This window comes from Ventrimonas sp. (assembly GCF_048380235.1).
Taxonomy (GTDB): Bacteria; Bacillota; Clostridia; order Lachnospirales; family Lachnospiraceae; genus Brotaphodocola.
In genome coordinates this window covers 25,274-48,162 of record NZ_DBFCCJ010000042.1, presented here as the reverse complement: position 1 = coordinate 48,162, position 22,889 = coordinate 25,274, and the positions used below count along the sequence as shown (strand labels likewise).

20 protein-coding genes are annotated in these 22,889 nt (G+C 50.2%); 19 read left to right on the top strand and 1 reads right to left on the bottom strand.

Annotated elements, in window-relative coordinates; translation table 11 throughout:
* The first annotated feature begins 101 nt into the window (after positions 1 to 101).
* Both ACMP1L_RS07850 and ACMP1L_RS07845 read left to right on the top strand, forming a co-directional pair.
* Positions 102 to 932 (top strand): Cof-type HAD-IIB family hydrolase, encoded by an 831-nt coding sequence (locus ACMP1L_RS07850; RefSeq protein WP_418452570.1) that lies wholly within the window; start codon positions 102 to 104, stop codon positions 930 to 932.
* Between the two features lie 97 nt (positions 933 to 1,029).
* Positions 1,030 to 1,374, top strand: a complete 345-nt coding sequence (locus ACMP1L_RS07845; protein ID WP_418452568.1) for a YerC/YecD family TrpR-related protein — start codon at positions 1,030 to 1,032, stop codon at positions 1,372 to 1,374.
* 37 nt (positions 1,375 to 1,411) lie between these two features.
* On the opposite strand, the gene ACMP1L_RS07840 is transcribed toward ACMP1L_RS07845, so the two are convergent.
* Positions 1,412 to 2,038: a DUF1836 domain-containing protein gene (locus ACMP1L_RS07840; protein WP_418452566.1), complete on the bottom strand. Its 627-nt coding sequence runs from the start codon at positions 2,036 to 2,038 to the stop codon at positions 1,412 to 1,414.
* A 190-nt stretch (positions 2,039 to 2,228) separates the two neighbouring features.
* On the opposite strand from ACMP1L_RS07840, the gene ACMP1L_RS07835 reads away from it, so the two are divergent.
* From ACMP1L_RS07835 to gpmI, 17 genes are all read left to right on the top strand, one after another.
* Complete coding sequence (locus tag ACMP1L_RS07835) at positions 2,229 to 2,609, top strand: RidA family protein (protein ID WP_118530959.1); 381 nt, start codon at positions 2,229 to 2,231, stop codon at positions 2,607 to 2,609.
* 110 nt (positions 2,610 to 2,719) lie between these two features.
* Complete coding sequence (locus ACMP1L_RS07830) at positions 2,720 to 5,110, top strand: UvrD-helicase domain-containing protein (protein ID WP_418452565.1); 2,391 nt, start codon at positions 2,720 to 2,722, stop codon at positions 5,108 to 5,110.
* Positions 5,111 to 5,236: 126 nt separating this feature from the next.
* The gene (locus tag ACMP1L_RS07825; RefSeq protein ID WP_118732917.1) at positions 5,237 to 5,518 is read left to right on the top strand and encodes a DUF4366 domain-containing protein; all 282 of its coding nucleotides are present in this window, start codon (positions 5,237 to 5,239) and stop codon (positions 5,516 to 5,518) included.
* A gap of 278 nt (positions 5,519 to 5,796) precedes the next feature.
* Positions 5,797 to 7,200, top strand: coding sequence for a 23S rRNA (uracil(1939)-C(5))-methyltransferase RlmD (gene rlmD, locus ACMP1L_RS07820; protein WP_418452563.1), 1,404 nt, complete (start codon positions 5,797 to 5,799; stop codon positions 7,198 to 7,200).
* Positions 7,201 to 7,380: 180 nt separating this feature from the next.
* On the top strand, positions 7,381 to 8,412 hold the full coding sequence (locus tag ACMP1L_RS07815) for an ABC transporter ATP-binding protein (RefSeq protein ID WP_418452562.1): 1,032 nt from the start codon (positions 7,381 to 7,383) through the stop codon (positions 8,410 to 8,412).
* The gene (locus ACMP1L_RS07810; RefSeq protein WP_418452561.1) at positions 8,402 to 9,406 is read left to right on the top strand and encodes an ABC transporter ATP-binding protein; all 1,005 of its coding nucleotides are present in this window, start codon (positions 8,402 to 8,404) and stop codon (positions 9,404 to 9,406) included. Before ACMP1L_RS07815 ends, ACMP1L_RS07810 begins: the two co-directional genes overlap by 11 nt.
* A gap of 51 nt (positions 9,407 to 9,457) precedes the next feature.
* On the top strand, positions 9,458 to 11,065 hold the full coding sequence (locus ACMP1L_RS07805) for an ABC transporter substrate-binding protein (RefSeq protein ID WP_475544528.1): 1,608 nt from the start codon (positions 9,458 to 9,460) through the stop codon (positions 11,063 to 11,065).
* A gap of 17 nt (positions 11,066 to 11,082) precedes the next feature.
* Positions 11,083 to 12,102 (top strand): ABC transporter permease, encoded by a 1,020-nt coding sequence (locus tag ACMP1L_RS07800; protein ID WP_373244445.1) that lies wholly within the window; start codon positions 11,083 to 11,085, stop codon positions 12,100 to 12,102.
* A complete protein-coding gene (locus tag ACMP1L_RS07795) occupies positions 12,102 to 12,938 on the top strand; it encodes an ABC transporter permease (RefSeq protein ID WP_418452559.1) in 837 nt (278 codons plus the stop codon). The genes ACMP1L_RS07800 and ACMP1L_RS07795 overlap by 1 nt, the downstream gene beginning before the upstream one ends.
* A gap of 105 nt (positions 12,939 to 13,043) precedes the next feature.
* A complete protein-coding gene (locus ACMP1L_RS07790) occupies positions 13,044 to 14,120 on the top strand; it encodes a M24 family metallopeptidase (RefSeq protein ID WP_373244450.1) in 1,077 nt (358 codons plus the stop codon).
* A gap of 15 nt (positions 14,121 to 14,135) precedes the next feature.
* Positions 14,136 to 14,714, top strand: coding sequence for a peptidylprolyl isomerase (locus ACMP1L_RS07785; protein ID WP_418452557.1), 579 nt, complete (start codon positions 14,136 to 14,138; stop codon positions 14,712 to 14,714).
* A gap of 17 nt (positions 14,715 to 14,731) precedes the next feature.
* Complete coding sequence (locus tag ACMP1L_RS07780) at positions 14,732 to 15,331, top strand: GNAT family N-acetyltransferase (RefSeq protein ID WP_418452556.1); 600 nt, start codon at positions 14,732 to 14,734, stop codon at positions 15,329 to 15,331.
* Between the two features lie 113 nt (positions 15,332 to 15,444).
* On the top strand, positions 15,445 to 15,867 hold the full coding sequence (locus ACMP1L_RS07775; protein WP_418452554.1) for a C-GCAxxG-C-C family protein: 423 nt from the start codon (positions 15,445 to 15,447) through the stop codon (positions 15,865 to 15,867).
* Positions 15,868 to 15,881: 14 nt separating this feature from the next.
* A complete protein-coding gene (locus ACMP1L_RS07770) occupies positions 15,882 to 17,237 on the top strand; it encodes an MATE family efflux transporter (RefSeq protein ID WP_418452553.1) in 1,356 nt (451 codons plus the stop codon).
* 131 nt (positions 17,238 to 17,368) lie between these two features.
* On the top strand, positions 17,369 to 18,322 hold the full coding sequence (locus tag ACMP1L_RS07765; RefSeq protein WP_418452552.1) for an L-lactate dehydrogenase: 954 nt from the start codon (positions 17,369 to 17,371) through the stop codon (positions 18,320 to 18,322).
* Positions 18,323 to 18,383: 61 nt separating this feature from the next.
* Complete coding sequence (locus ACMP1L_RS07760) at positions 18,384 to 21,188, top strand: NYN domain-containing protein (protein ID WP_418452551.1); 2,805 nt, start codon at positions 18,384 to 18,386, stop codon at positions 21,186 to 21,188.
* A 154-nt stretch (positions 21,189 to 21,342) separates the two neighbouring features.
* Complete coding sequence (gene gpmI, locus ACMP1L_RS07755; RefSeq protein ID WP_418452550.1) at positions 21,343 to 22,884, top strand: 2,3-bisphosphoglycerate-independent phosphoglycerate mutase; 1,542 nt, start codon at positions 21,343 to 21,345, stop codon at positions 22,882 to 22,884.
* Positions 22,885 to 22,889: the final 5 nt, after the last annotated feature.

Below are 22,889 nucleotides of genomic sequence, written 5' to 3'. Positions count from 1 at the left end.
CATACGGGTAATTTAATACGCTAAATCACGAAAATGTCTGTGACAAACGGACATTTTCGTGGTATGATGAAAGAAGATTATTTGCATGGAGAGTAAAGATTATGAATTATAAAATGATCGTTCTGGATCTGGATGGAACCTTAACCAACAGGGACAAGGTAATCACTCCGAGAACAAAACAGAGTCTGATGGAAGCGCAGAAGCGGGGAATCAAGGTAGTTCTGGCTTCCGGCAGGCCGACCTACGGCGTAGTGCCTCTGGCGCAGGAACTTGAACTGGAGAACTATGGCGGTTATATCCTGTCATTCAATGGAGGCATGATCACGGACTGCTGCACAAGGAAAGCCATTTTCAAGCAGGAACTTCCGGTGGAGGCCAACCGCCGCATTGTCGAGCTGGCGAAAAAGGAGCAGGTAGATATTCTGACCTATCAGGATACGCAGATCCTTACCAATAATCCGGAAAACCGCTACGCCAAGCTGGAATCCAGGATCAATCATCTGAAACTGAAGCAGGTAGATAATCTGGAAGAGTATCTGGATTTTCCGGTTCCCAAATTCCTTATGCTGGATGACGGGGATTACCTTGCACTGGTAGAGGCTCGTGTGAAAGCGGCACTGGGAAAGAATTTCAGTGTATATCGTTCTGATCCGTTTTTCCTGGAAATTCTGCCGCGGAATATTGACAAGGCCCAGAGCCTGGCACAGCTGTTAAAGCTGCTTGGCATGGAACGGGAGGAGATGATTGCCTGCGGTGACGGTTATAATGATCTTTCCATGATCGAGTTTGCCGGACTTGGCGTAGCCATGGAAAATGCAGTTCGGCCGGTGCGCAGTGCGGCCGATTATGTTACCTTCTCCAACAACGATGACGGCGTGGCCCATGTAGTGGAGAAATTCTTACTGTACACGGATAGGCATTTTCTGAACTAAAAATACCGTTAGAACTATAGACTTTACAATTTTAGTGTGATAAACTGTTAAAAGTAAAACAGCAGAAGGATGCATTTTAAGAAGGGAATTATACAGAATGAACAAGAAAATCAAGACAGAGGCTGTAGATCATCTGTTTGAAGCTATTTTAACATTAAAAACGCCGGAGGAGTGCTATATCTTTTTTGAAGACGTGTGCACAGTCAATGAGCTGTTATCGTTGTCTCAGCGTTATGAGGTGGCAAAGATGCTGCGTGAAAAGCGCACTTATCTTGAAATTGCGGACAAGACCGGAGCATCTACCGCAACCATCAGCCGCGTGAACCGATCCTTAAATTACGGAAATGATGGTTATGATATGGTATTTGCCCGTATTGCAGCGGGACAGGCAGCAGACAACGGACAGACAGAAAATCAGGAAGAAACGCAGAGTGAAAACTAATATCAAAAAGCAATCAAAAAGTGATGCGCATGCGGCATCACTTTTTGATTGCTTTCTTTGTTTTGGAATCAGGGATGCTTTCCTCGCGGAGCTGATCGATCAGCATCTCGATCATGTGCTTTTTTAGATAGACATCGAAGGAAAGCTCGCTGATAAAGGCAAACAGCTGCAGATACTCCTGATCTTCGCTGTCTGTGTTCGTGAAAGTAAGACAGCTGTCTTCAAATTTTGCACGGATATCCTCTTTCAGTCGATCCATCTGAAGGGCTTCGCGGGAGAATACTTCTTCGTAGATATCGCTGAGATTCAGTCCGCTGTCGGTATGGAAATGCTGTTCGGTGACCGGACGGAAGAGCTGCTCAATGTCTCCGATGGAAAGCAGGTTTTTGTAGTAGTAGATGAACAGCAGCAGGAGAATATGCTCCTTGCTGTATTTTTTGCGGACCGGAGCGGGAAGCAGGCGGTTCTTGGCATAGTTATTGATCATGGTTTTGGTGAGGGCCTTGTCCTCCGGGCTGCGCTTGGTCTTCTTTAAGTGCTCCTCCATAAAAGAAGTTACCTGATCCATATATAAATCCACTTCGGGAATCTTCTCTGTTTTGATATAGGAGATGGAATCTAACCAGCTCAGAATATCGGATAGTCTTTCGGAATTGTTTTTCATGATGTCACCTCTTGCACTTTATTATATAGTATTGAAAACCAGATAGCAAGTGGAAAACACGGATCGAGATAAAACGAAAAGTTTTAAAACTAACAAAAAGTAATAATCGTTGCGAAAAGGGATTGAATTTTCTATCCGGAGTGTTTATAATAAGAAATTACAAAGATTAAACAAAGGAGAACGATTTCTTATGAAAAAAGTATTAGCAACAAACAATGCTCCGGCCGCAATCGGACCATACTCTCAGGCAATCCACGCAGACAAATTTGTATTTGTTTCCGGTCAGCTCCCAATCGACCCGGCTACCGGCGAGTTTGCAGGCGCAGACATTGCAGCACAGACGAAGCAGTCCTTAACCAACATCAAGAACATTCTTGAGAGCGACGGACTGAGCATGGCTAACGTAGTAAAGACCACCGTTCTGTTAAATAACATTGCTGATTTCGGCGCCATGAACGAGGTTTATGCTACCTTCTTTGAGGGTGCTTGCCCGGCAAGAGCAGCTTTTGAGGTTGCAGCACTTCCGAAGGGTGCACTGGTTGAGATCGAGGCTATTGCATACGCTGAATAATCTGAAAAGAAAAATAAGACAGGCATCGTGAACAAAGGTTTGCGGTGCCCCTTTTTTTGTGGTAAGATGTAACGAGCATTTATCAATGATTTTGAAAGGATTACAGCACAATGGCAGTTTATGATACCTTAAATGACAGACAGAAGGAGGCCGTGTTCTGCACAGAGGGACCGCTTTTAGTTCTGGCGGGAGCAGGATCCGGAAAGACCAGGGTGCTGACGCACCGCATTGCATATCTGATTGAGGAACAGGGCGTGAATCCATGGAATATCATGGCAATTACCTTTACCAATAAGGCAGCCGGAGAGATGAGGGATCGTGTAGACAATCTGGTAGGATTTGGCTCTGAGAGTGTGTGGGTCTCCACCTTTCATTCCTCCTGTGTGCGGATTCTGAGGCGTTTCATAGATCATCTCGGCTACAATACCAATTTTTCCATCTACGATACAGATGATCAGAAAACACTGATGCGGCAGATTTTAAAGAAGCTGGAGCTGGACCCGAAAGCATTCCGGGACCGTGCCATGCTGACTGCTGTATCCGGTGCGAAGAATGAACTGATGAGTCCGGAGGAATTTCGTCTCAATGCACAGGGGGACTGGCGTGCAAAAAAGATTGCAGAGGTTTACCAGTGTTATCAGGAGGAGCTAAAAAAGAACAATGCACTGGATTTCGATGATCTGATCTTTAAGACGGTTGATCTGTTCCGTACCAATGCCGATGTGCTGGAGTATTATCAGGAGCGGTTTAAGTACATTATGGTAGATGAGTACCAGGATACAAATACGGCCCAGTTCCGCCTCATTGAGCTGCTGGCAGGAAAATATAAGAACCTCTGCGTGGTGGGCGACGATGATCAGTCCATTTATAAGTTCCGAGGTGCGAACATCAGCAATATCCTGGATTTTGAGAGTGCTTTCCCGGGAGCAAAGGTGATCAAGCTGGAGCAGAACTATCGTTCTACAGGTCATATCCTTGACGCAGCTAACGCGGTTATCCGTAACAATCAGGGTCGTAAGGACAAAACACTGTGGACAGCTAACGGTGAAGGTGTTCCGGTCATCTTCCATCAGTATGAGCAGGCTTACGAGGAGGCCGATGGCATCGTGCGGGATATCCTGAAGGATGGACGGGATTATCAGGACTATGCCGTTCTTTACCGTACCAATGCCCAGTCCCGTCTGCTGGAGGAAAAATGTATTGAGCACAACGTGCCATACCGCCTTGTAGGCGGCGTAAATTTCTATCAGAGAAAAGAAATCAAGGACATATTGTCCTATTTAAAGACCGTTGCCAACGGGCAGGATGACCTGGCAGTTCAGCGTATTATCAATGTGCCGAAGCGCGGCATTGGCACGGCATCCATCGGCAAGATCACAGCCTGGGCATCGGAGCAGGGCATGAGCTTTTATGATGCCTGTGCCAGGGCAGCAGCCGTGCCTGGGTTGGGCAAGACAGCCGGCAGGGTAGCTGTGTTTACAGGTCAGATTGAAGATTTCCGGGATGCCTTAGATGGCGGTGCTTCCATTCGCGAGGTGATAGAGCAGATTCTCGCAGACACCGGTTATAAGGAGGAACTCGAGGCTGAGGGCGAAATTGAGTTTCAGACCCGTATGGAAAACATTGAGGAACTCATGAACAAGGCGGTCAGCTACAGTGAAGACGCGGAGCACCCGTCCCTGGATGAATTTCTGGAGCAGGTAGCACTGGTAGCCGATGTGGACCGGATGGATGATTCTGAAAACCGGGTTACGCTTATGACTTTGCACAGTGCTAAGGGACTGGAGTTTCCGGTGGTGTACTTAAGCGGCCTGGAGGATGGACTGTTCCCGAGCCGCATGTCCATTATGTCAGATGACCGGACAGAGCTTGAGGAGGAACGTCGTCTCTGCTATGTCGGCATCACCCGTGCGAAGGAGCGCCTGGTCATTACCGCATCCCGCATGCGCATGATCAACGGCGAGACCCATTATTCTAAAGTGAGCCGTTTTGTGGATGAGATCCCGGAAGAATTGATCCAGATGGAAAAGCTTGAGCCGAGGGTGAGCCGAAGCGTCAATCAGGATGCATATGACGATGACACACTGCCGTGGAATAAGAATCAGAGCCGTCTGGGCGTCAGCAAGTTTGGCATGAAGTCCAATTCCTACGCATCCCGGACGGCATCCTATGTGTCCGGAACCGGAGACAGTGCCTGCTCCGGCTTTGGCGGAGTGGCAGGACAGGATTTAAGCAGTATCTTTGACCGGAAACCGGCGAATGCTTCCTCTGCCGGACAGAGTGCAAAACCGGTAAGTCCGGGCTTTGGAAAGGCCTTTACCGTGCAGAAGCCGGCAGCTCTGGATTACAGTGTGGGCGACCGGGTCCGCCATATCAAGTTTGGAGAGGGGACTGTGCTCAGTGTGAAGGACGGCACGAAGGATTTTGAGGTGTCCGTGAATTTTGACACAGCCGGAGTCAAGAAAATGTTTGCGTCCTTTGCAAAGCTTCAGAAGCTGTAAGGAATACATACAAAATATATTTTTGAATAAAATAGGATAGTAAAAACAGAAAAATAATGATATAATCCAAGTAATGGTATGGCTTTGGAAACAGAGCCAGGAATATGGTAGAAAGGATGTGGCAGTATGAATCGTTTTGATAACATGAGCAAAGACGCAATGGCACGTGTGGAAGAAATCATGAATTCCACCAAATTAAATGAGTTCTTACACAGAAAAGAGGAAGAGGAGAAGAAGAAAACCTGCATTCTCTGGGTCCTTGCCATCATTGGCGTGGTAGCAGCTGTTGCAGCCATCGCATACGGTGTATACCGTTTCTTTACTCCGGATTACCTGGAGGATTTCGAAGATGATTTCGATGACGATTTTGACGATGACTTCTTTGAGGATGAGGATGACGAGAAATAATCAGCAGGATGCTTAAGCCGGCAAAGCCGGAAATCAAATCAGAAAATAATCAGAATCAGGCGTGTCTCGCAGACCGGGATACGCCTTTCTTGTATGATAGGAAATTGCGTCCTATCATACAAAAACGCTCCGCGAGGATGCGCACTCGGCGCAAAGGCAGATGGTTGCTGAAGCAACCGCGCCTCGGCGCGAGAATGTGCCTTGGCACATTCTTTTTCATTTCATAGGAAATTGCGTCCTATGAAACTTCATAAGAAATATCATTTGGGAGATAGAACGTGAAAAAGGGAGATATGTTTGAAGCGGTCGTGGAGACCATTGATTTTCCCAATAAGGGAATGTTATATGTAGATGGCGAGCGGGTCATCGTCAAGAATGCTATTCCGGGGCAGAAGATCCGGTTTGTGATAAATAAAAAGAGAAAAGGCAAATGTGAGGCACGTCTCTTAGAGGTACTGGAAAAGTCACCGCTGGAGAGAACAGAAGATGCCTGCCCGCATTTTGGAGTTTGCGGAGGCTGCCTGTATCAGAGCCTTCCGTATGAGGAACAGTTAAAAATCAAGAAAAGCCAGATAAAAGCCCTGTTAGATGAAGTCTGTGATTCCTACGAGTTTGAGGGCATCAAGGCCAGCCCGATATCCGATGGCTACCGCAATAAGATGGAGTTTTCCTTCGGGGATGAGTATAAGGACGGCCCACTGGCTCTTGGCATGCACCGCCGCGGCAGCTTTTATGATATCGTGAATACGCCGGAGTGCCAGATCGTGCATGAGGATTTCTGTAAGATTTTAACAGCCACCCTGAACTACTTTACAGAAAAGCATATCAGCTATCATAAGAAGATGCAGCACACTGGTTATCTGCGTCATCTGCTGGTGCGCCGGGCGGTAAAGACCGGGGAAATCCTGGTGGCACTGGTTACTTCCGGTCAGACAGACGATCTGGGCGTGACAGAGGAGTGTACCACGCCGCTGTCTGAGCAGGAGCTGCTGGCCGGCTGGCTCTCCTGTATGCAGGCACTAAAGCTTACGGGAACCTTTGCCGGGATCCTGCATATCCGCAATGACAGTCTGGCCGATGTGGTCCGGAGCGATGAGACCACCATCCTTTACGGACAGGATTTCTTTTATGAGGAACTGCTGGGCTTAAAATTCCGCATTACCCCGTTTTCCTTCTTCCAGACAAACTCTCTGGGAGCAGAGGTGCTTTATGAGACGGCCCGCAGCTATGTGGGTGAGACAAAAGACAAGGTGGTCTTTGATCTATACAGCGGAACAGGAACCATTGCCCAGATCATCGCGCCGGTGGCCGATAAGGTTGTAGGTGTGGAAATCGTGGAGGAGGCTGTCGAGGCAGCAAAAGAAAACGCAGCTGGAAACGGACTGGACAACTGCGAATTCATTGCCGGAGATGTGCTGAAGGTCATCGGAGAACTAAAGGATAAGCCAGATCTGATCATCCTGGACCCGCCGCGTGACGGGATTCACCCAAAGGCTCTGGAGAAGATCATTGACTTTGGCGTAGACCGCATGGTCTATATTTCCTGTAAGCCGACCAGCCTGACCAGAGATCTGGTGGTCCTGCAGGAGCATGGATATAAGCTGGAAAAGGCCTGTGCTGTGGATATGTTTCCTGCAACCGCAAACTGCGAAACAATCGGGCTTCTGACCCGCGTAAAATAAAAAAACAATGAAAAACACAGTCCCGGGTCCAAAGTCCGGGGCTGTATTTTTGCGCTGTTTTGCTTGATATTTTTTCTAAAATATGGTATTCTCTCACGTATACTATGGCAGTGTAATGCGTCGTATTTTTTTTACGCTGACGCTTTGCCACTTTAAACTGATAGAAACGAGAGTATAAGTATGAATCAGGCGGAAACATTACTGGAAATCAAAGATCTTTGTGTGGAATTTAAGACCATGGCGGGAACTGTGCGGGCGGTGGATCATTTAAGCTATAGCCTGAAAAAGGGTGAGAAGCTTGGCATTGTGGGTGAGAGCGGAAGCGGAAAGAGTGTTTCTTCCCTGGCTATGATGCAGCTGATTCCCAATCCTCCGGGAAAGGTGACAGGAGGACGGATCCTTTATCGCGGAAACGATCTGGTGCAGCTTTCTGAACGGGAAATGCAGAAAATCCGCGGAAATGAGATTTCTATGATCTTTCAGGAGCCGATGACTTCTTTAAATCCCATTATTCGCTGTGGAAAGCAGATCGCAGAATCTTTGCGTCTGCACCGGGGCATGAAAAAGAAAGAAGCCATGGAGGAAGCAATCCGCATGATGGAGGCAGTCGGCATTGCCAATCCGGCAGCTCGTGCTTATGAATATCCGCACCAGATGTCCGGCGGTATGCGTCAGAGGGTGATGATCGCAATGGCATTGGCCTGTCAGCCGCAGATCCTGATCGCAGATGAGCCGACCACGGCGCTGGATGTGACGATCCAGGCACAGATTCTGGATCTGATTCGTGATCTGAACCAGAGCATGAATACCTCTGTGGTGTTTATTACGCATGATCTGGGCGTAGTGAGTGAATTATGTGATACCGTGATGGTCATGTACAACGGCCGCATGGTTGAAAAAGCCTCTGCAGAGGATATTTTTGAAGAACCTCTGCATCCGTATACCCAGGGACTTTTAAGTGCGATCCCGCGCATCACAAAGGAGCGGGCACCGCTTTCTACCATTGAAGGCATGGTACCGAACCCAACGGAGTATATTGAGGGCTGCCGTTTCTGTCCACGCTGCCCGAAGGCGACAGAGCGCTGCAGACAGCAGGAGCCGCCGGTGTTTGAACATGGTGCGCGGCAGGTGCGCTGCTGGCTGTGCGAGACGGAAACAGCGAAAGCTGCTTCTGAAACAGAAACAATGGGAGGTGACGGCAATGGCAGATGAGAATCGCAGTGCAGGAACCGGTGCAGAGAATCCGGAAAACAAAAGGGTGCTGGTCCATGCCGACCATGTAAAAGTTTATTTTAAAGGAAAAGAAAAGAAAGCGAACGCAGTACGTGCGGTAGATGATGTTTCTTTTGATATTATGAAGGGAGAAACCTTTGGCGTGGTAGGTGAGTCTGGATGCGGGAAGAGTACTCTGGGCCGCACCCTGATCCGGCTGATCCCGGCTACAGCCGGACACATTTATCTGGACGGGGAAGATATTTCAGGCTTAAAGGGCGGAGCTCTAAAGCAGATGCGAAAGAAAGCACAGATCATCTTTCAGGATCCGTCAGCCTGCTTAAATCCGCGGCGCACAGTTCGCCAGATTTTGATGGAACCGTTTGAAATCCACCATATGACCGGGAAGCTGGATGTGAATGCCAGAATTGAGGAGCTTTTGCATCTGGTAGGGCTGGATACTTATCATTTAAGCCGTTATCCACACGAGCTTTCCGGCGGACAGAAGCAGCGGATCGGTATTGCCCGGGCCCTTGCCCTGGAGCCAGAGCTGATCATCTGTGACGAGGCGGTATCCGCACTGGACGTATCGGTGCAGGCCCAGGTGCTGAATCTTTTGCAGGAATTAAAAGAACGGCTGGGACTGACCTATTTCTTCATTTCCCATAACTTAAATGTGGTATATCAGGTCAGTGACCGGGTTGGTGTGATGTATCTGGGAAAAATGGTGGAGATCGCAGCATATGACCAGCTTTACGCAAAGCGGTACCATCCTTATACGGAAGCGTTGCTTTCCGCTATCCCACAGGTAGATGCGGCAGACCGCCGGGAGCGTATCCGGTTAACCGGTGAGGTCCCGAGTCCGTCCGATCCGCCGTCCGGATGCCGGTTCCACACCCGGTGCCCAAAGGCCTGCGACCGGTGTTCCAAAGAAGTGCCGGAGTTAAAAGAGGTAGAACCAGGACACTATGTGGCCTGTCTTTTATATGAATAAGAGGAGGAAAATATTATGAAAAAGAAAAGAATTGCAGCCATTGCCCTTTCCATGGCAGTCGCAGCAGGCCTTGTGGCATGCGGCGGCGGACAGGCAGCAGATGGCACCACTGCAGCAGGAACAACAGGAAGTGCTGAGGCAGGAACCGGCACAGACGGAAACGGCAATACCGTGATCGTAGCCATGGGCTCCGGATTTTCCACTCTTGATCCGGGACATGTGTACGAGAAATATCCACAGCTTATTGCCAATGCCTGCTATGAAAATCTTTTTAAGTTTTATGAGAACAACGGAACCCCGCAGCCATGTCTGGCTGATTCTTATGAGTTTTCTGATGGCGGTCTGACCCTGACAGTCACTTTAAAAGACGGATTGAATTTCGCCAGCGGAAACCCGATCACTTCTGCCGATGTTGCATTCAGCATCAACCGTACCAAGAACTTAAAGGGAAACCCGTCCTTTATCTGTGATACGATTGAGAGCGTTGAAACTCCGGATGACAAAACGGTAGTATTCCACTTAAATCAGCCGGACAGCGCCATCCTTTCTAAGCTGACCTACTCTTCCATGGCTGTCCTGGACAGCGCAGTGGTAAAAGAAAACGGAGGAACGGATGCGGAGGATGCTTCCAGCACCGATACCGCACAGAGCTTCCTTGACAGCACCAGCGCCGGAAGCGGCATGTATGTGCTGTCAAGCTATACTCCGGATGAGGAAGTAGTTCTGGAGAAGAATCCGAATTACTGGGGTGAGGCAACGAATGTAGACAAATATATCTTAAAGATCCAGCCGGATGCAAATACACAGATGATGACGCTGTCCACCGGCGATATCGATGTGGCATTAAACCTGACGGATGACACCATGGAGGAATTAAAGTCTGCCGATAACGTAGAGGTGGTTGACGGCACTACCAAAATGATCGGCTTCGTTATGATGAACATGGATGAGCAGTATGGCGGTCCGGTTTCTGACCCGGATGTGCAGAAAGCAATCCGCAAGGCACTGGATTACTCCGGTATCCGCATGATATGCGGCGATGGTACACTGACTCCGTATTCCATCATTCAGGATGGTTTTATGGGAAGCAAGGGTCAGCGCCCGGATGATTATACCAATTTAGATGAGGCAAAACAGCTTCTGGCAGACGCAGGTTACCCGGATGGCTTTGATGTAGATATGACCGTTTCTGACCTGGACATGGAAGGTATTCTGCTGACCGATCTGGCTCAGAAGGTAAAAGATGATTTGTCCCAGATCGGCATTAATGTGAATATCAAGACCGAGGCCTGGGCCGCAGGCTACGGTGATGAATACCGTAACGGAACCCTTGGATTTACAGTGATGTACTGGGGCGTTGACTACAGCGATCCGAACGTACAGCTCGAGTTCTTACCGGGCGGTGTGGTTGGCCAGCGTGCCGGCTGGACAGCTGAGAAGGATCCGGAGCTTGCGGCAATGTATCAGGAGGCAATGGAAGCGACAGATGATACGGCACGTGCAGACGTTCTTGGAAAAATCCAGGATGCCATGTATGAGGATGGGCCGTTCATTGTCATCGCACAGGCACCGGCTCACATTGCACACAGCACCCGTCTGGCAGGCGTAGATATCTTCGATTCCTATACCATCGACCTGACTGAAATCAATGTAAAATAACAAAGGAAAGATACCAAATGGGAGAGTTGAAATTTATTGGAAAACGCGTGGTGAATCTGATCGTCATGCTGCTTGGGGTGGCTACGCTGGTATTCATCTTGACCAAGATGATTCCCGGTGACCCGGTGGTGGCGAACTTAAGCCAGAGAGCCTTAAATGACCCGGAGATCGTAGCGGCTTACCGGGCAAGACATGGACTGGATCAGCCTCTGATCGTGCAGTATTTTTATTATATCCGCAATTTACTGCATTTTGATCTTGGTACATCCATCCGCACCAGCCGACCGGTTCTGGATGATCTGGCCCGGTGTTATCCGGCAACTCTGGAGCTTGCCCTGTTCTCCATCGTGATAGCGTCCCTGTTCGGCATCCTGTTTGGCATCATTTCTGCCATTCGCCGAAACAGCGTTATCGACCAGGCCGTCCGTGCTGTCTCCGTCACGGGTGTCAGCATTCCGGCGTTCTGGTTTGCCCTGCTGATGCTGTATTTCTTTTATTACAAATTAAAGATCTTTCCGGGGCCGGGACGCTTAAGCAACAGTTTTTCCGCGCCGCAGACCGTGACCGGTATGTATGTGCTGGACAGTCTGTTGGAGGGAAATACGGCCAAAGCTATGGATGCACTGCGCCATCTGATCCTGCCGAGTATTGTGCTGGCAGCCTTCACCATGGGCCTGATCACCAGAACGACCCGTTCCAATCTGCTGGATGCGCTTTCTACTGACTATATCCGCACGGCAAAGGCAAAGGGGTTAAGCGGTTTGGGGCTGATCATGCGCCATGCTCTGGGAAATGCCCTGATTCCGGTTATGACTGTCATTGGTCTTGGCCTCGGAAATCTTCTGGGCGGCATGGTGCTGGTTGAGACAATTTTCAAATGGCCTGGTGTGGGCCAGTTTGCCTATGAGTCCGTGATGGCGGCAGATTATCCGGCCATCATCGGCGTAGCGCTTTTGATCGCGCTGAATTATATGATCATTAATACGGTGGTAGATATTCTTTATGGAATCATCGATCCAAGAGTGAGGTGCAGCTGATGATATATTCCCTGAAAAAATTATTAAAATCCAATTATCTGTTCACGCTGGGAATTGTGATCTGCCTGGGATGGATCCTTGCAGCTGTCTTTGCTCCGGTGATCGCGCCATACGATCCGATCACCCAGGATCTGACCCTGCGTTTGAACGCACCGTCTGCCAGCCATTGGTTCGGAACGGATAATTTCGGCCGCGATATCTTCAGCCGTGTGATCTACGGTGGACGATATTCCCTGCTTGCCGGATGCCTTTCTGTGACGATCGCCGGCGTCATCGGTACTTTTTACGGAGCACTGGCTGGCTATGTGGGAGGGTGGCTGGACAATGTCATGATGCGTTTCTCGGAAATGATCCTGTCTTTCCCATCTCTGATCCTGGCAATGATCATCAATGCGGTGATGGGCTCCAATCTGTTCAACACCATGTTTGCTCTGGTCATCGTATCCTGGCCGACTTACGCAAGGCTTATGCGAAGCGTGGTTTTGAGTGTGAAGGAGAATGAGTATGTCAATGCGGCAGAAGCCCTCGGTGCTTCCCGCATGCGCATTCTGATGAAGGAAATCATACCGAACAGTGTCAGTTCCGTACTGATCATGGCAACCACAGACATCGGAAACAAGATTCTGATGTTCTCAACCCTAAGCTTTTTGGGGCTGGGTTCTGCACCGCCTACTCCGGAATGGGGCATGATGGTTTCTGACGGTGTAGACTATTTTAACAAATTCTGGGTATCCGGTTTTCCGGGACTAGCAATCTTTACCATGGCAGTGGGAGCCAATTTCATTGGTGATGGCCTGCGTGATCTGCTGGATCCGAAGCTGCGTACACAGTTTTAAAAAAGCGGCGTCGAGGACCGGAGGGTCTGCGGCGCCCCTTTTGGCAGATAGGGATTTTTGAGAAAAAACTGTCGATAGCAAAGAAAAAATGAGGAGGATTTTACCATGAACGAAGCAAGAGCAAAACGAATTCTGGATGAATTACAGAAACAGGGGGTCAGCCAGATGCTGCTGACAGATCCTATGTCTATTTACTATCTGACCGGTGTGTCCATGGCACCGATCGAGCGGTTTTATGCACTGCTGTTGCGGGCTGACGGACATCATGCTTATTTTTTAAATCATCTGTTCCATGTGCCGCAGGAGGTTGGTGTAGAGAAGGTCTGGTATTCTGATACAGATCCGGTGGCTGAGATTGTAGCAGCACATCTGGATAAGAATGCCGTGCTTGGCGTGGATAAGGACTTAAAGGCCCGGTTTCTGCTTCCGCTTATGGAGATGAACGCAGCGGCCGGTTTTGTGAATGCTTCTGCAGCGGTGGATATTACCCGCGGTGTGAAGGATGCTGAGGAACAGGAAAAGATGCGTGTGGCTTCAGACATCAATGACCAGGCCATGGCCCGGTTTAAAAGCCTGATCCATGAGGGTGTGACGGAGCAGGAGGTTGCGGACCAGATGCTTGGGATTTATCTGAGCCTTGGCGCGGACGGATATTCCTTCCCGCCTTTAGTTGCTTTCGGCGCGAATGCGGCAGATCCGCATCATGCCCCGGATGATACTGCTGTCAAACCGGGAGACTGTGTCCTGTTCGATGTGGGCTGTATCAAGGATGGCTACTGCTCCGACATGACCCGTACCTTCTATTTCAAAACGGTCAGTGAGGAGCACAGGAAGGTTTATGAGACGACAAGGGCAGCCAATGAGGCGGCCATCAGCAAAATCCGGCCGGGTGTACCGCTTCGGAATTTGGATGCGGCTGCAAGAAATCTGATTACCGAAGCAGGATGGGGACCGAATTTTAATCATCGTCTGGGTCATTTCATCGGGCTGTCCGAGCATGAGTTTGGCGATGTTTCCTCGGCAAATAACTGGGAAGCAAAGCCTGGTATGATCTTTTCGATCGAACCTGGCATCTACTTAACCGGAGATACCGGTGTCCGTGTGGAGGATCTGGTACTGGTTACTGAGGACGGAGTAGAAGTCCTCAATCATTACCCGAAGAATCTGCAGATCATTGAATAAGGGAGGAGCCGAAATATGAGACATCCCATAGCAACGCTTCATATGGAAAACGGAGCAGATATCGTGATCGAGCTTTTACCGGAATCCGCGCCGAACACGGTAAACAGCTTTCTTTTTACAGCGTCTCACGGTTACCTGGATCACCATGCCATTGAGCGCATTGTGCCGGGAAACTGGGTGGATATGAGCTACACTGCATTTGGGCACAAGGAAACTCAGTATCTGATCCCAAATGAATTTTCCTTAAATCCGGAAGTTGAGCCGCTGGATTCGCATCCGGGCTGTGTCTGCATGGGCGGCTACGGGGAGGCAGGACTGGCCAGCTGTGAATTTTTCTTCCCGCTTCGCGACTGTCCGGATCACAAGGGAGTCTATCCGGTATTCGGAAAAGTGATATCCGGCATGGACGAGATTCGGCGGATCGCCAAGGTGCCTACGGTTCCGGTGGATTTCCCAATTCCGGGCGTGGAGGTGAACTGTCCGGTAGAGCCGGAGATCCTGGATCATGTAGAACTGGAACTGTTCGGCCGGGAGTACCCGGAACCGGTACGGGTGGAAAATCCGAAACTGCCGAAATGCTGGCCGAAGCTGTAAGAAAGCGAGATATTTTTATGGAAAAACATGATATCCGAATCCGCATAGCCACAGAGGATGATGCAGAAGCATTGTTAGCTGTTTATGCGCCGTATGTGATTAAAACGGCCATCACCTTTGAGTATGAAGTTCCAACGCTGGAAGAATTCCGCGGACGGATCCGTCACACTTTACAGAAATACCCGTATCTGGTCGCAGAGCGGGACGGAACGATTCTGGGCTATGCTTATGTCGGACCGTTTCATGAGAGGGCAGCTTATGACTGGGCTGTGGAGACTTCCATTTATGTAGAGGAAAATCTGCGCCGCTGTGGTGTGGGAGGAAAACTGAACCGCGCGCTGGAGACTGTGTGCGGGGCTATGGGAATCCTGAATATGGAGGCATGCATCGGTGTGCCGGAGGTGGAAGATGAGTATCTGACCCGCAACAGCGAGAATTACCATGCACATATCGGGTATCGTCTGGTCGGTGAATTTTATAAGTGCGGTTACAAATTCGGACGCTGGTATAATATGGTCTGGATGGAAAAGATGATCGGAGAGCATCAGGACAGGATGGATATGCCGACCTGGTTTCCGGAGCTTTCTGGTGTGCAGACACTTTTAGATAATCTGTAATTGCGAGGTGGACAGTCTGAAAAATTCGGAGTATACTGAATATTAGAGTCAGGGCATAACAGAGAAAAATATGCAGTTATGTCCGGAAAGAATTCAGACGGAGGAAGAACACCATGAGTACAAAAGCAGAATACGCAATTTCATTGCATGACCAGGGGTATAATTGCGCACAGGCGGTAGCGTGTACCTTCTGTAAAGAGTTTGGGGTAGACGAGCAGGAGATGTTTCGGATTGCCGAAGGCTTTGGCCTTGGCATGGGCATGATGGAGATGTGCGGCGCCCTGTCCGGCATGATGATGGTGATCGGGCTTGCCAACAGCGTAGGAGATTTAGAGAAAGGCATGCCGACGAAAGGAAGCACCTACAAGCAGGTAAAGGAGCAGGTACAGAAATTCAAAGAAAAAAACGGTTCCTACCTGTGCCGTGAGTTAAAGGGTGTTGAGACCGGCAAGGTACTCTGCAGCTGTCCGCAGTGCATTATGGATGCAGTGGCACTGACCGAGGAATACTTAAAAAAACATCAGGCGGATAAATAAGAGGTATAAACGTGTTGGGGAAACAGACAGATCTGATTGAGGGGAATATTTTTAAGGCCCTTCTGGTTTTTGCCGTGCCGCTGCTGATCGGAAATCTTTTTCAACAGCTTTATAATACGGCAGACTCTTATGTGGTCGGAAACTTTGTGGATACGAATGCGCTGGCGGCAGTCGGCGCATCGGCATCGGTCATCCAGATGCTGGTAGGCTTTTTCATGGGACTGTCGGTTGGTGCCGGTGTAGTCATTGCCCAGTATTTTGGCGCCGGTCAGAAAGAAAAGATGAGTCAGGCTGTGCACAGTGCGCTGGCATTAACTGTGCTGCTGAGCGCCCTGTTTACCGTTGCCGGTATTGCGTTGACACGCCCGCTTCTGCGGGCTATTGGTGTACCGCAGGAGGTGCTGCCGCATTCTACCCTCTATCTGACCATTTACTTTGCCGGCATTACGTTCCTTCTGTTTTATAACATGGGCTCCGGCATTCTCAGAGCAATCGGAAATTCCAGGGATCCGCTGATCTATTTGGCAGTTGCCAGTGTTTTAAATGTGATCCTGGATGTGCTTCTGGTATGTGTGGCCCGTCTTGGCGTAGCCGGAGTGGCATTGGGAACCATGATCGCCCAGGCGGTCAGCGCTTATCTGGTCATGCGTCAGCTGATCCGGACCAGCGAGGCTTATCGCGTAGAGATGAAGAAGATACGGTTTCACCGGGAAATGATAAGACAGATCCTTATGGTCGGACTTCCGGCGGCGCTGCAGCAGAGCATTACGGCTTTTTCAAACGTTGTGGTGCAGTCATATATCAACAGCTTTGGAACGGCGGCCATTGCAGGCTACTCTACTACGATCCGGATCGATGGTTTTTTACAGCTTGTACTGCAGAGCTTTAACATGACGATCACCACCTTTGTCGGACAGAATATCGGCGCACGAAAGACTGAGCGGGTAAAACAGGGAATTTTTATTGCATGGGTCATGTGCTCGGCCATTATTCTGGCCGGAAGCGTCTGGATGAATCGGGAAGGTGCTCTGCTTGTGAGCCTGTTTACAGACGATGCGGCAGTTATTACCAATGGCGCTGCAATGCTGAAGATGTTTTCTTATGCCTACTGGAGTCTTCCGGTGGTCCAGATCCTGAGCGGTGCCCTGCGCGGGGCCGGAAAATCCAGCATTCCCATGTTCTTTATGCTTAGCTGCTTTGTTGTGATCCGGCAGATTTATCTGGCCATTACCGTACCGATGACGCACAATCTTCTTGTGGTGATCGCGGGATGGCCGTTGACCTGGGTGCTTTGCGCAGCCGGCATGGCGGTGTATTTCTTCCGCGCAGACTGGATGAAGAATGCGGAAAAGCTGGTTCAGGGACAATAGGTTTTTTATAAAATTTCATAAGTCTGGTATACAGAGTCCATTTCTCACAAAGACTAGAAACGAGTTCATGACTGTTGAAGACGGTTTGTACATGTCCGGTGCGGATTGTCATTCAGGAAAGAGAGGGTCTTATGAGTAATGTGATGAAGCCCAGAAAAGCCGCAGTCATTGGCTGCGGCTTTGTTGGTTCTGCGACAGCGTTTACGCTGATGCAGAGCAAACTGTTTTCAGAACTGGTGCTTTTGGATGTAAATGCTGACAAAGCAGACGGGGAAGCGAAGGACATTTCCCATGGTATTCCGTTTGCGGCGCCCATGAAGGTATATGCGGGTGATTATGATGATGTGGCAGACGCGGCGGTCATCATTGTGACAGCCGGAGCAAACCAGAAACCGGATGAGAGCAGACTGGATCTGGTTCATCGGAATGTGGAGATTTACAAAAGCATCATCCCCAGGATCGCATCCCGGAATTTCGCGGGCATTCTTCTCATCGTGTCAAATCCGGTGGATATTCTGACCTATGCGGCGCTTAAGCTCAGCGGGCTGCCGGAAAACCGCGTGATCGGCTCCGGCACGGTGCTGGACACGGCACGGATGAAATATGCCCTGGGGGAGCATCTGCGGGTGGACAGCCGCAGCGTGCATTCTTATATTGTAGGGGAACACGGTGACAGCGAGATCGCAGTATTAAGCAGCACCAACATTTCCGGCATTCCGCTGGATGCTTTTTGTGCGATGCGCGGCTATGACAATCCGAAAATGAAGCTGGATGAGATTGCTGAGTCCGTGAAAAACAGCGCCTACGATATCATTGAAAAAAAACAGGCCACCTACTACGGCATTGCCATGTCTGTGCGGCGCATCTGTGCCTGTATTATCCGCAATGAACGGTCAATCCTTCCGGTGTCTTCGATGATGCACGGGGAATATGGAATCTGTGATATTGCAATGAGCATGCCTGTGGTGCTGGGAGCGGAGGGCGTGGAAACTCACGTACCAATCTCATTGAATGAGGATGAAACGACAAGGCTGATCCAGTCCGCAGAGACCCTGAGGAGGATTGCGGAGGGGCTGGAGCTGTAGACTGGAGTCTCCTTCTGTGGTATAATTTTTCATTATGCGATCACAGAAGGAGGCTTTTTTCATGGCACAGCAGGATTCGAAAAAGGCGGAATGCTATCGCTGCATAGGGCTTCTGGCCCATGTAGATGCAGGGAAAACAACCCTGTCGGAAGCGATTTTATATACAACAGGAACGACAAGAAAGCTGGGGCGCGTGGACAACCGGGATGCCTATCTGGACACTTATACCCTGGAACGGGAGCGTGGCATCACGATCTTTTCCAAGCAGGCTGTATGCCGGCTTGGCGATGTCACTGTGACACTTCTGGACACGCCTGGGCATGTGGATTTCTCTGCAGAGATGGAGCGGACACTGAATGTGCTGGATTATGCAGTACTGGTCATCAGCGGAGCGGATGGTGTGCAGGGGCACACGGAAACGCTGTGGAGCCTGCTAAAGCGATACCGGGTTCCGACGTTTCTTTTCATCAATAAAATGGATCAGCCAGGCACGGTGCAGGAAGTGCTGCTTTCTGAGCTGCAAAAGCGGCTGAGTGAGTCCTGTGTGGATTTTGCGCTTCTGGACGGACAAAAAGAAAATGTGCCGGAAGAGGTCTGGGAGACCATCGCCATGTCGGAGGAGGAGCTTCTGGAGCAGTATCTGGAAAATGGCAGCATTCCGGAGCAGGAGATCCGCAGGCTGATCCGGCAGCGGAAGCTGTTTCCGTGCTATTTTGGCTCAGCGTTAAAGCTTAAGGGAGTGGAGGAACTGCTGAACGGGCTGGAACGCTGGATGGGCGAAATAAACAGCGATCAGGACGCGGCATTTGGCGCAAAGGTCTTTAAGATTTCCCGTGATGAGCAGGGAAGCCGCCTGACGCATTTGAAAATCACCTCCGGACGCCTGAAGGTCAAAGATTTTTTGCAGGAAAAAGGAAAAGAGCCGGAGAAGGTGAATCAGATCCGCATCTATTCCGGAATGAAATATGAGACTGTAAATGAAGCCATGCCGGGTATGATCTGCGCGGTGACAGGACCTTTGAACACGTATCCGGGACAGGGCATCGGGGCGGAAGCGGAGTCCGAGCTTCCGGTTCTGGAGCCGGTTCTGACTTACCGGGTGGAACTGCCGGAGGAATGCGATGCCCATAAGATGCTGGCAGATTTAAAGCAGCTGGAGGAAGAGGAACCGGAGCTTCATATCACCTGGAATGAGCAGGCACAGGAAATTCAGGTGCAGGTTATGGGTGAGGTGCAGATCGAGGTGTTAAAAAGCCTGGTGGCAGAGCGCTTTGGTGTGGATATCCGCCTGGATGCGGGCAGCATTGTGTATAAAGAGACGATTACTGCTGCCGTTGAGGGCGTGGGACACTTTGAACCGCTGCGTCACTATGCGGAGGTACATCTTTTGATGGAACCGGGAGAGCCGGGAAGCGGACTGCAGTTTTTTGCGCAGTGCAGTGAAGACTTTCTGGACCGGAACTGGCAGCGTCTGATCTTAACTCATCTGGAGGAAAAGCACCATCGCGGTGTTCTGACCGGATCTGAAATTACCGATATGCAGATTACATTGATCGCGGGTCGTGCGCATCAGAAACATACGGAGGGCGGAGATTTCCGGCAGGCAACCTACCGCGCGGTGCGGCAGGGGCTTTGTGAGGCGGCCGCGGAGGGCTGTGTGCAGCTTTTGGAGCCGTATTACGCGTTTAAGCTGGAGGTTCCGTCCGAATATGCCGGCCGTGCCATGACAGACTTAGAGCGTATGAAGGGAACATTTGAGCCGCCGGAAGTGGACGGGGAGAATATGGTCCTAAGCGGTGTTGTTCCGGTGGCCACCATGCAGAACTATCAGCGGGAAGTCGTGTCCTACACGAAAGGACGCGGCCGTGTAAGCTGTGTGCTGCAGGGGTATTTCCCCTGCCATAATGCAGTGGAGGTGGTGCAGAATACCCGTTATGAGGCAGAACTGGATCTGGCAGATCCGACCGGCTCTGTATTCTGCGCCCACGGAGCCGGATTCGTGGTGCCGTGGTATGAAGTGAAGCATTACATGCACATTCAGACCGGACTTCCGGTACTTGGGCAGGAAGCATGCGCAGCACCGGAACCGGACAGGAGTGGATGGAATGCGCACAGTGGTGGTGGAAGTACATCCGCACCTTTTGGAGCTGATGACAAGGAACTGGAGGCTATCTTTACCCGTACCTACGGCGAGAGCAAGCGTAAACTCTCCTATGACAGCGGCCCGCGCCAGGTGGTATACGATGCCGGAACATATAACCGTACAAAAAAGGAAGAACCGGTGGAAGAATATCTTCTGGTGGATGGTTATAACATTCTCTATGCCTGGGATGAACTGCGGGAGCTGATGAAGGTCACGCTGGATGGTGCCCGCCACCGCCTGATGGACATGCTCTGCAACTACCAGGGCTACAGGAGGTGCAACCTGATCGTGGTATTTGATGCCTACAAGGTTGCGGGAGGAACAGGAAGCGTACAGGATTACCACAATATTCATGTGGTCTACACGAAAGAAGCGGAGACCGCGGACCAGTATATTGAGAAATTTGCCCATGAGATGGGCAGAAAATACCGGGTAACGGTGGCAACGTCTGACGGTCTGGAACAGGTCATCATCCGGAGTCAGGGCTGTCTGCTTATGTCAGCCAGTGATCTGGCAGAAGACATGGAGCGTGTCAGCCGCCAGATAGAGGAAGACCGAGGCAATCTGGTAAAGCCGGGCAAGCATTATCTGTTTGCCGGAGTGGAGAAAGATCTGGCTGAATATCTGGAGCAGGTGAGGCTTGGAAAGATCGCGCCACCATCGGAGCAGGCTTTCCCGGAGAAATCTGAGAAAAAATCCGGGATATCAGGGAAGAAGGCATGAACGAAAAAGCTGCCTGGAAAAACTTGATGAGAATCCTTTGCAGAATCAGAATTGCACCTTGAAAAATTGTTCTGTGTGAAGTACAATGTATATGATTCGTCAATTTTTAGACAAACCCTGTCGGGATTGCAGGGAAAGAGAAGGAGATCTTATCATGGAAAAAAGACCAGTGGTATTAATGATCCTGGATGGATATGGACTGAATGACAACTGTGAGGCTAACGCAGTCTGCGAGGGCAAAACCCCGATCATGGACCAGCTTATGAGCCAGTGCCCGTTTGTAAAGGGACAGGCAAGCGGTCTGGCAGTCGGACTGCCTGACGGACAGATGGGAAACTCTGAGGTTGGTCATTTAAATATGGGTGCAGGCCGCATTGTATACCAGGAGCTGACACGTATCACCAAGTCCATCGAGGACGGAGATTTCTTCTCCAACGAGGCGCTGATGGCCGCAGTTGAGAACTGTAAGAAAAACGATTCTGCCCTCCATATGTTCGGCCTTGTTTCGGATGGAGGTGTGCACAGTCACATCACCCACATTTACGGACTGCTGGAGCTGGCCAAGAGAAACGGTCTCTCCAAAGTTTATGTACACTGCTTCCTGGATGGCCGCGATACTCCGCCGACTTCCGGCAAGGAGTTTGTAGAGGCTCTGGAGTCAAAGATGAAAGAGCTTGGCGTTGGTAAGGTGGCAGTAGTCTCCGGCCGTTACTACGCAATGGATCGTGATAAAAACTGGGATCGCGTAGAGAAGGCTTACAATGCTCTGACAAAAGGTGAGGGTAATCATGCAGAGCATGCCGCAGAGGCAATCCAGGCATCTTACGATGACGGCAAGACTGATGAGTTCATGCTGCCGACCGTGATCACGGAGAACGGCACTCCGGTGGGAACCATCAAGACCGGTGATTCCGTGATCTTCTTCAACTTCCGTCCTGATCGTGCCCGCCAGCTGACCCGTGCCTTCTGTGATGAGGAGTTTACCGGCTTTGACCGCGGTGAGCGTGTCAAGACTACATTTGTCTGCTTCACCGATTACGATGAAACAATTCAGAATAAGTTGGTAGCATTTAAGAAAGAGAGCATCACGAACACCTTCGGTGAGTTCCTGGCAGCTCATAACTTAAAGCAGGCCCGCATTGCCGAGACCGAGAAGTACGCGCATGTAACCTTCTTCTTTAACGGCGGCGTAGAAGAACCGAATCCGGGCGAGGACCGCATCCTGGTTCCGTCTCCGAAGGAAGTTGCTACCTACGATTTAAAACCGGAGATGAGTGCTCCGGCTGTCTGTGACAAGCTGGTAGACTGCATTAAGTCCGGCAAATACGATGTCATCATCACCAATTTTGCAAACCCGGATATGGTCGGCCATACCGGCGTGGAGAGCGCGGCTATCAAGGCCATTGAGGCGGTAGATGTCTGCGTGGGCAGAGCTGTAGATGCAATCAAGGAGGTCAATGGCGTTCTGTTTATCTGTGCTGATCACGGAAATGCAGAGCAGCTGGTAGACTACACCACCGGCGAACCGTGGACTGCGCACACCACTAACCCGGTACCGTTTATTCTGGTCAATGCAGATCCGTCTTACAAATTAAGAGAAGGTGGCTGCCTGGCAGACATTGCACCGACCCTGATTGAGTTAATGGGTATGGAGCAGCCGAAGGAGATGACCGGAAAGTCACTGCTCGTAAAATAAAAATT

Excerpts from the sequence above, each read along its gene's own strand:
- ACMP1L_RS07825 (WP_118732917.1), top strand. The coding sequence starts at position 5,237 with ATGAATCGTTTTGATAACATGAGCAAAGACGCAATGGCACGTGTGGAA.
- ACMP1L_RS07795 (WP_418452559.1), top strand. The coding sequence starts at position 12,102 with ATGATATATTCCCTGAAAAAATTATTAAAATCCAATTATCTGTTCACG.
- ACMP1L_RS07835 (WP_118530959.1), top strand. The coding sequence starts at position 2,229 with ATGAAAAAAGTATTAGCAACAAACAATGCTCCGGCCGCAATCGGACCA.
- ACMP1L_RS07845 (WP_418452568.1), top strand. The coding sequence starts at position 1,030 with ATGAACAAGAAAATCAAGACAGAGGCTGTAGATCATCTGTTTGAAGCT.
- ACMP1L_RS07775 (WP_418452554.1), top strand. The coding sequence starts at position 15,445 with ATGAGTACAAAAGCAGAATACGCAATTTCATTGCATGACCAGGGGTAT.
- ACMP1L_RS07850 (WP_418452570.1), top strand. The coding sequence starts at position 102 with ATGAATTATAAAATGATCGTTCTGGATCTGGATGGAACCTTAACCAAC.
- ACMP1L_RS07785 (WP_418452557.1), top strand. The coding sequence starts at position 14,136 with ATGAGACATCCCATAGCAACGCTTCATATGGAAAACGGAGCAGATATC.
- ACMP1L_RS07815 (WP_418452562.1), top strand. The coding sequence starts at position 7,381 with ATGAATCAGGCGGAAACATTACTGGAAATCAAAGATCTTTGTGTGGAA.
- ACMP1L_RS07810 (WP_418452561.1), top strand. The coding sequence starts at position 8,402 with ATGGCAGATGAGAATCGCAGTGCAGGAACCGGTGCAGAGAATCCGGAA.
- ACMP1L_RS07760 (WP_418452551.1), top strand. The coding sequence starts at position 18,384 with ATGGCACAGCAGGATTCGAAAAAGGCGGAATGCTATCGCTGCATAGGG.
- ACMP1L_RS07830 (WP_418452565.1), top strand. The coding sequence starts at position 2,720 with ATGGCAGTTTATGATACCTTAAATGACAGACAGAAGGAGGCCGTGTTC.
- ACMP1L_RS07765 (WP_418452552.1), top strand. The coding sequence starts at position 17,369 with ATGAGTAATGTGATGAAGCCCAGAAAAGCCGCAGTCATTGGCTGCGGC.
- ACMP1L_RS07790 (WP_373244450.1), top strand. The coding sequence starts at position 13,044 with ATGAACGAAGCAAGAGCAAAACGAATTCTGGATGAATTACAGAAACAG.
- gpmI (WP_418452550.1), top strand. The coding sequence starts at position 21,343 with ATGGAAAAAAGACCAGTGGTATTAATGATCCTGGATGGATATGGACTG.
- ACMP1L_RS07780 (WP_418452556.1), top strand. The coding sequence starts at position 14,732 with ATGGAAAAACATGATATCCGAATCCGCATAGCCACAGAGGATGATGCA.
- ACMP1L_RS07805 (WP_475544528.1), top strand. The coding sequence starts at position 9,458 with ATGGCAGTCGCAGCAGGCCTTGTGGCATGCGGCGGCGGACAGGCAGCA.
- ACMP1L_RS07800 (WP_373244445.1), top strand. The coding sequence starts at position 11,083 with ATGGGAGAGTTGAAATTTATTGGAAAACGCGTGGTGAATCTGATCGTC.
- ACMP1L_RS07840 (WP_418452566.1), bottom strand. The coding sequence starts at position 2,038 with ATGAAAAACAATTCCGAAAGACTATCCGATATTCTGAGCTGGTTAGAT.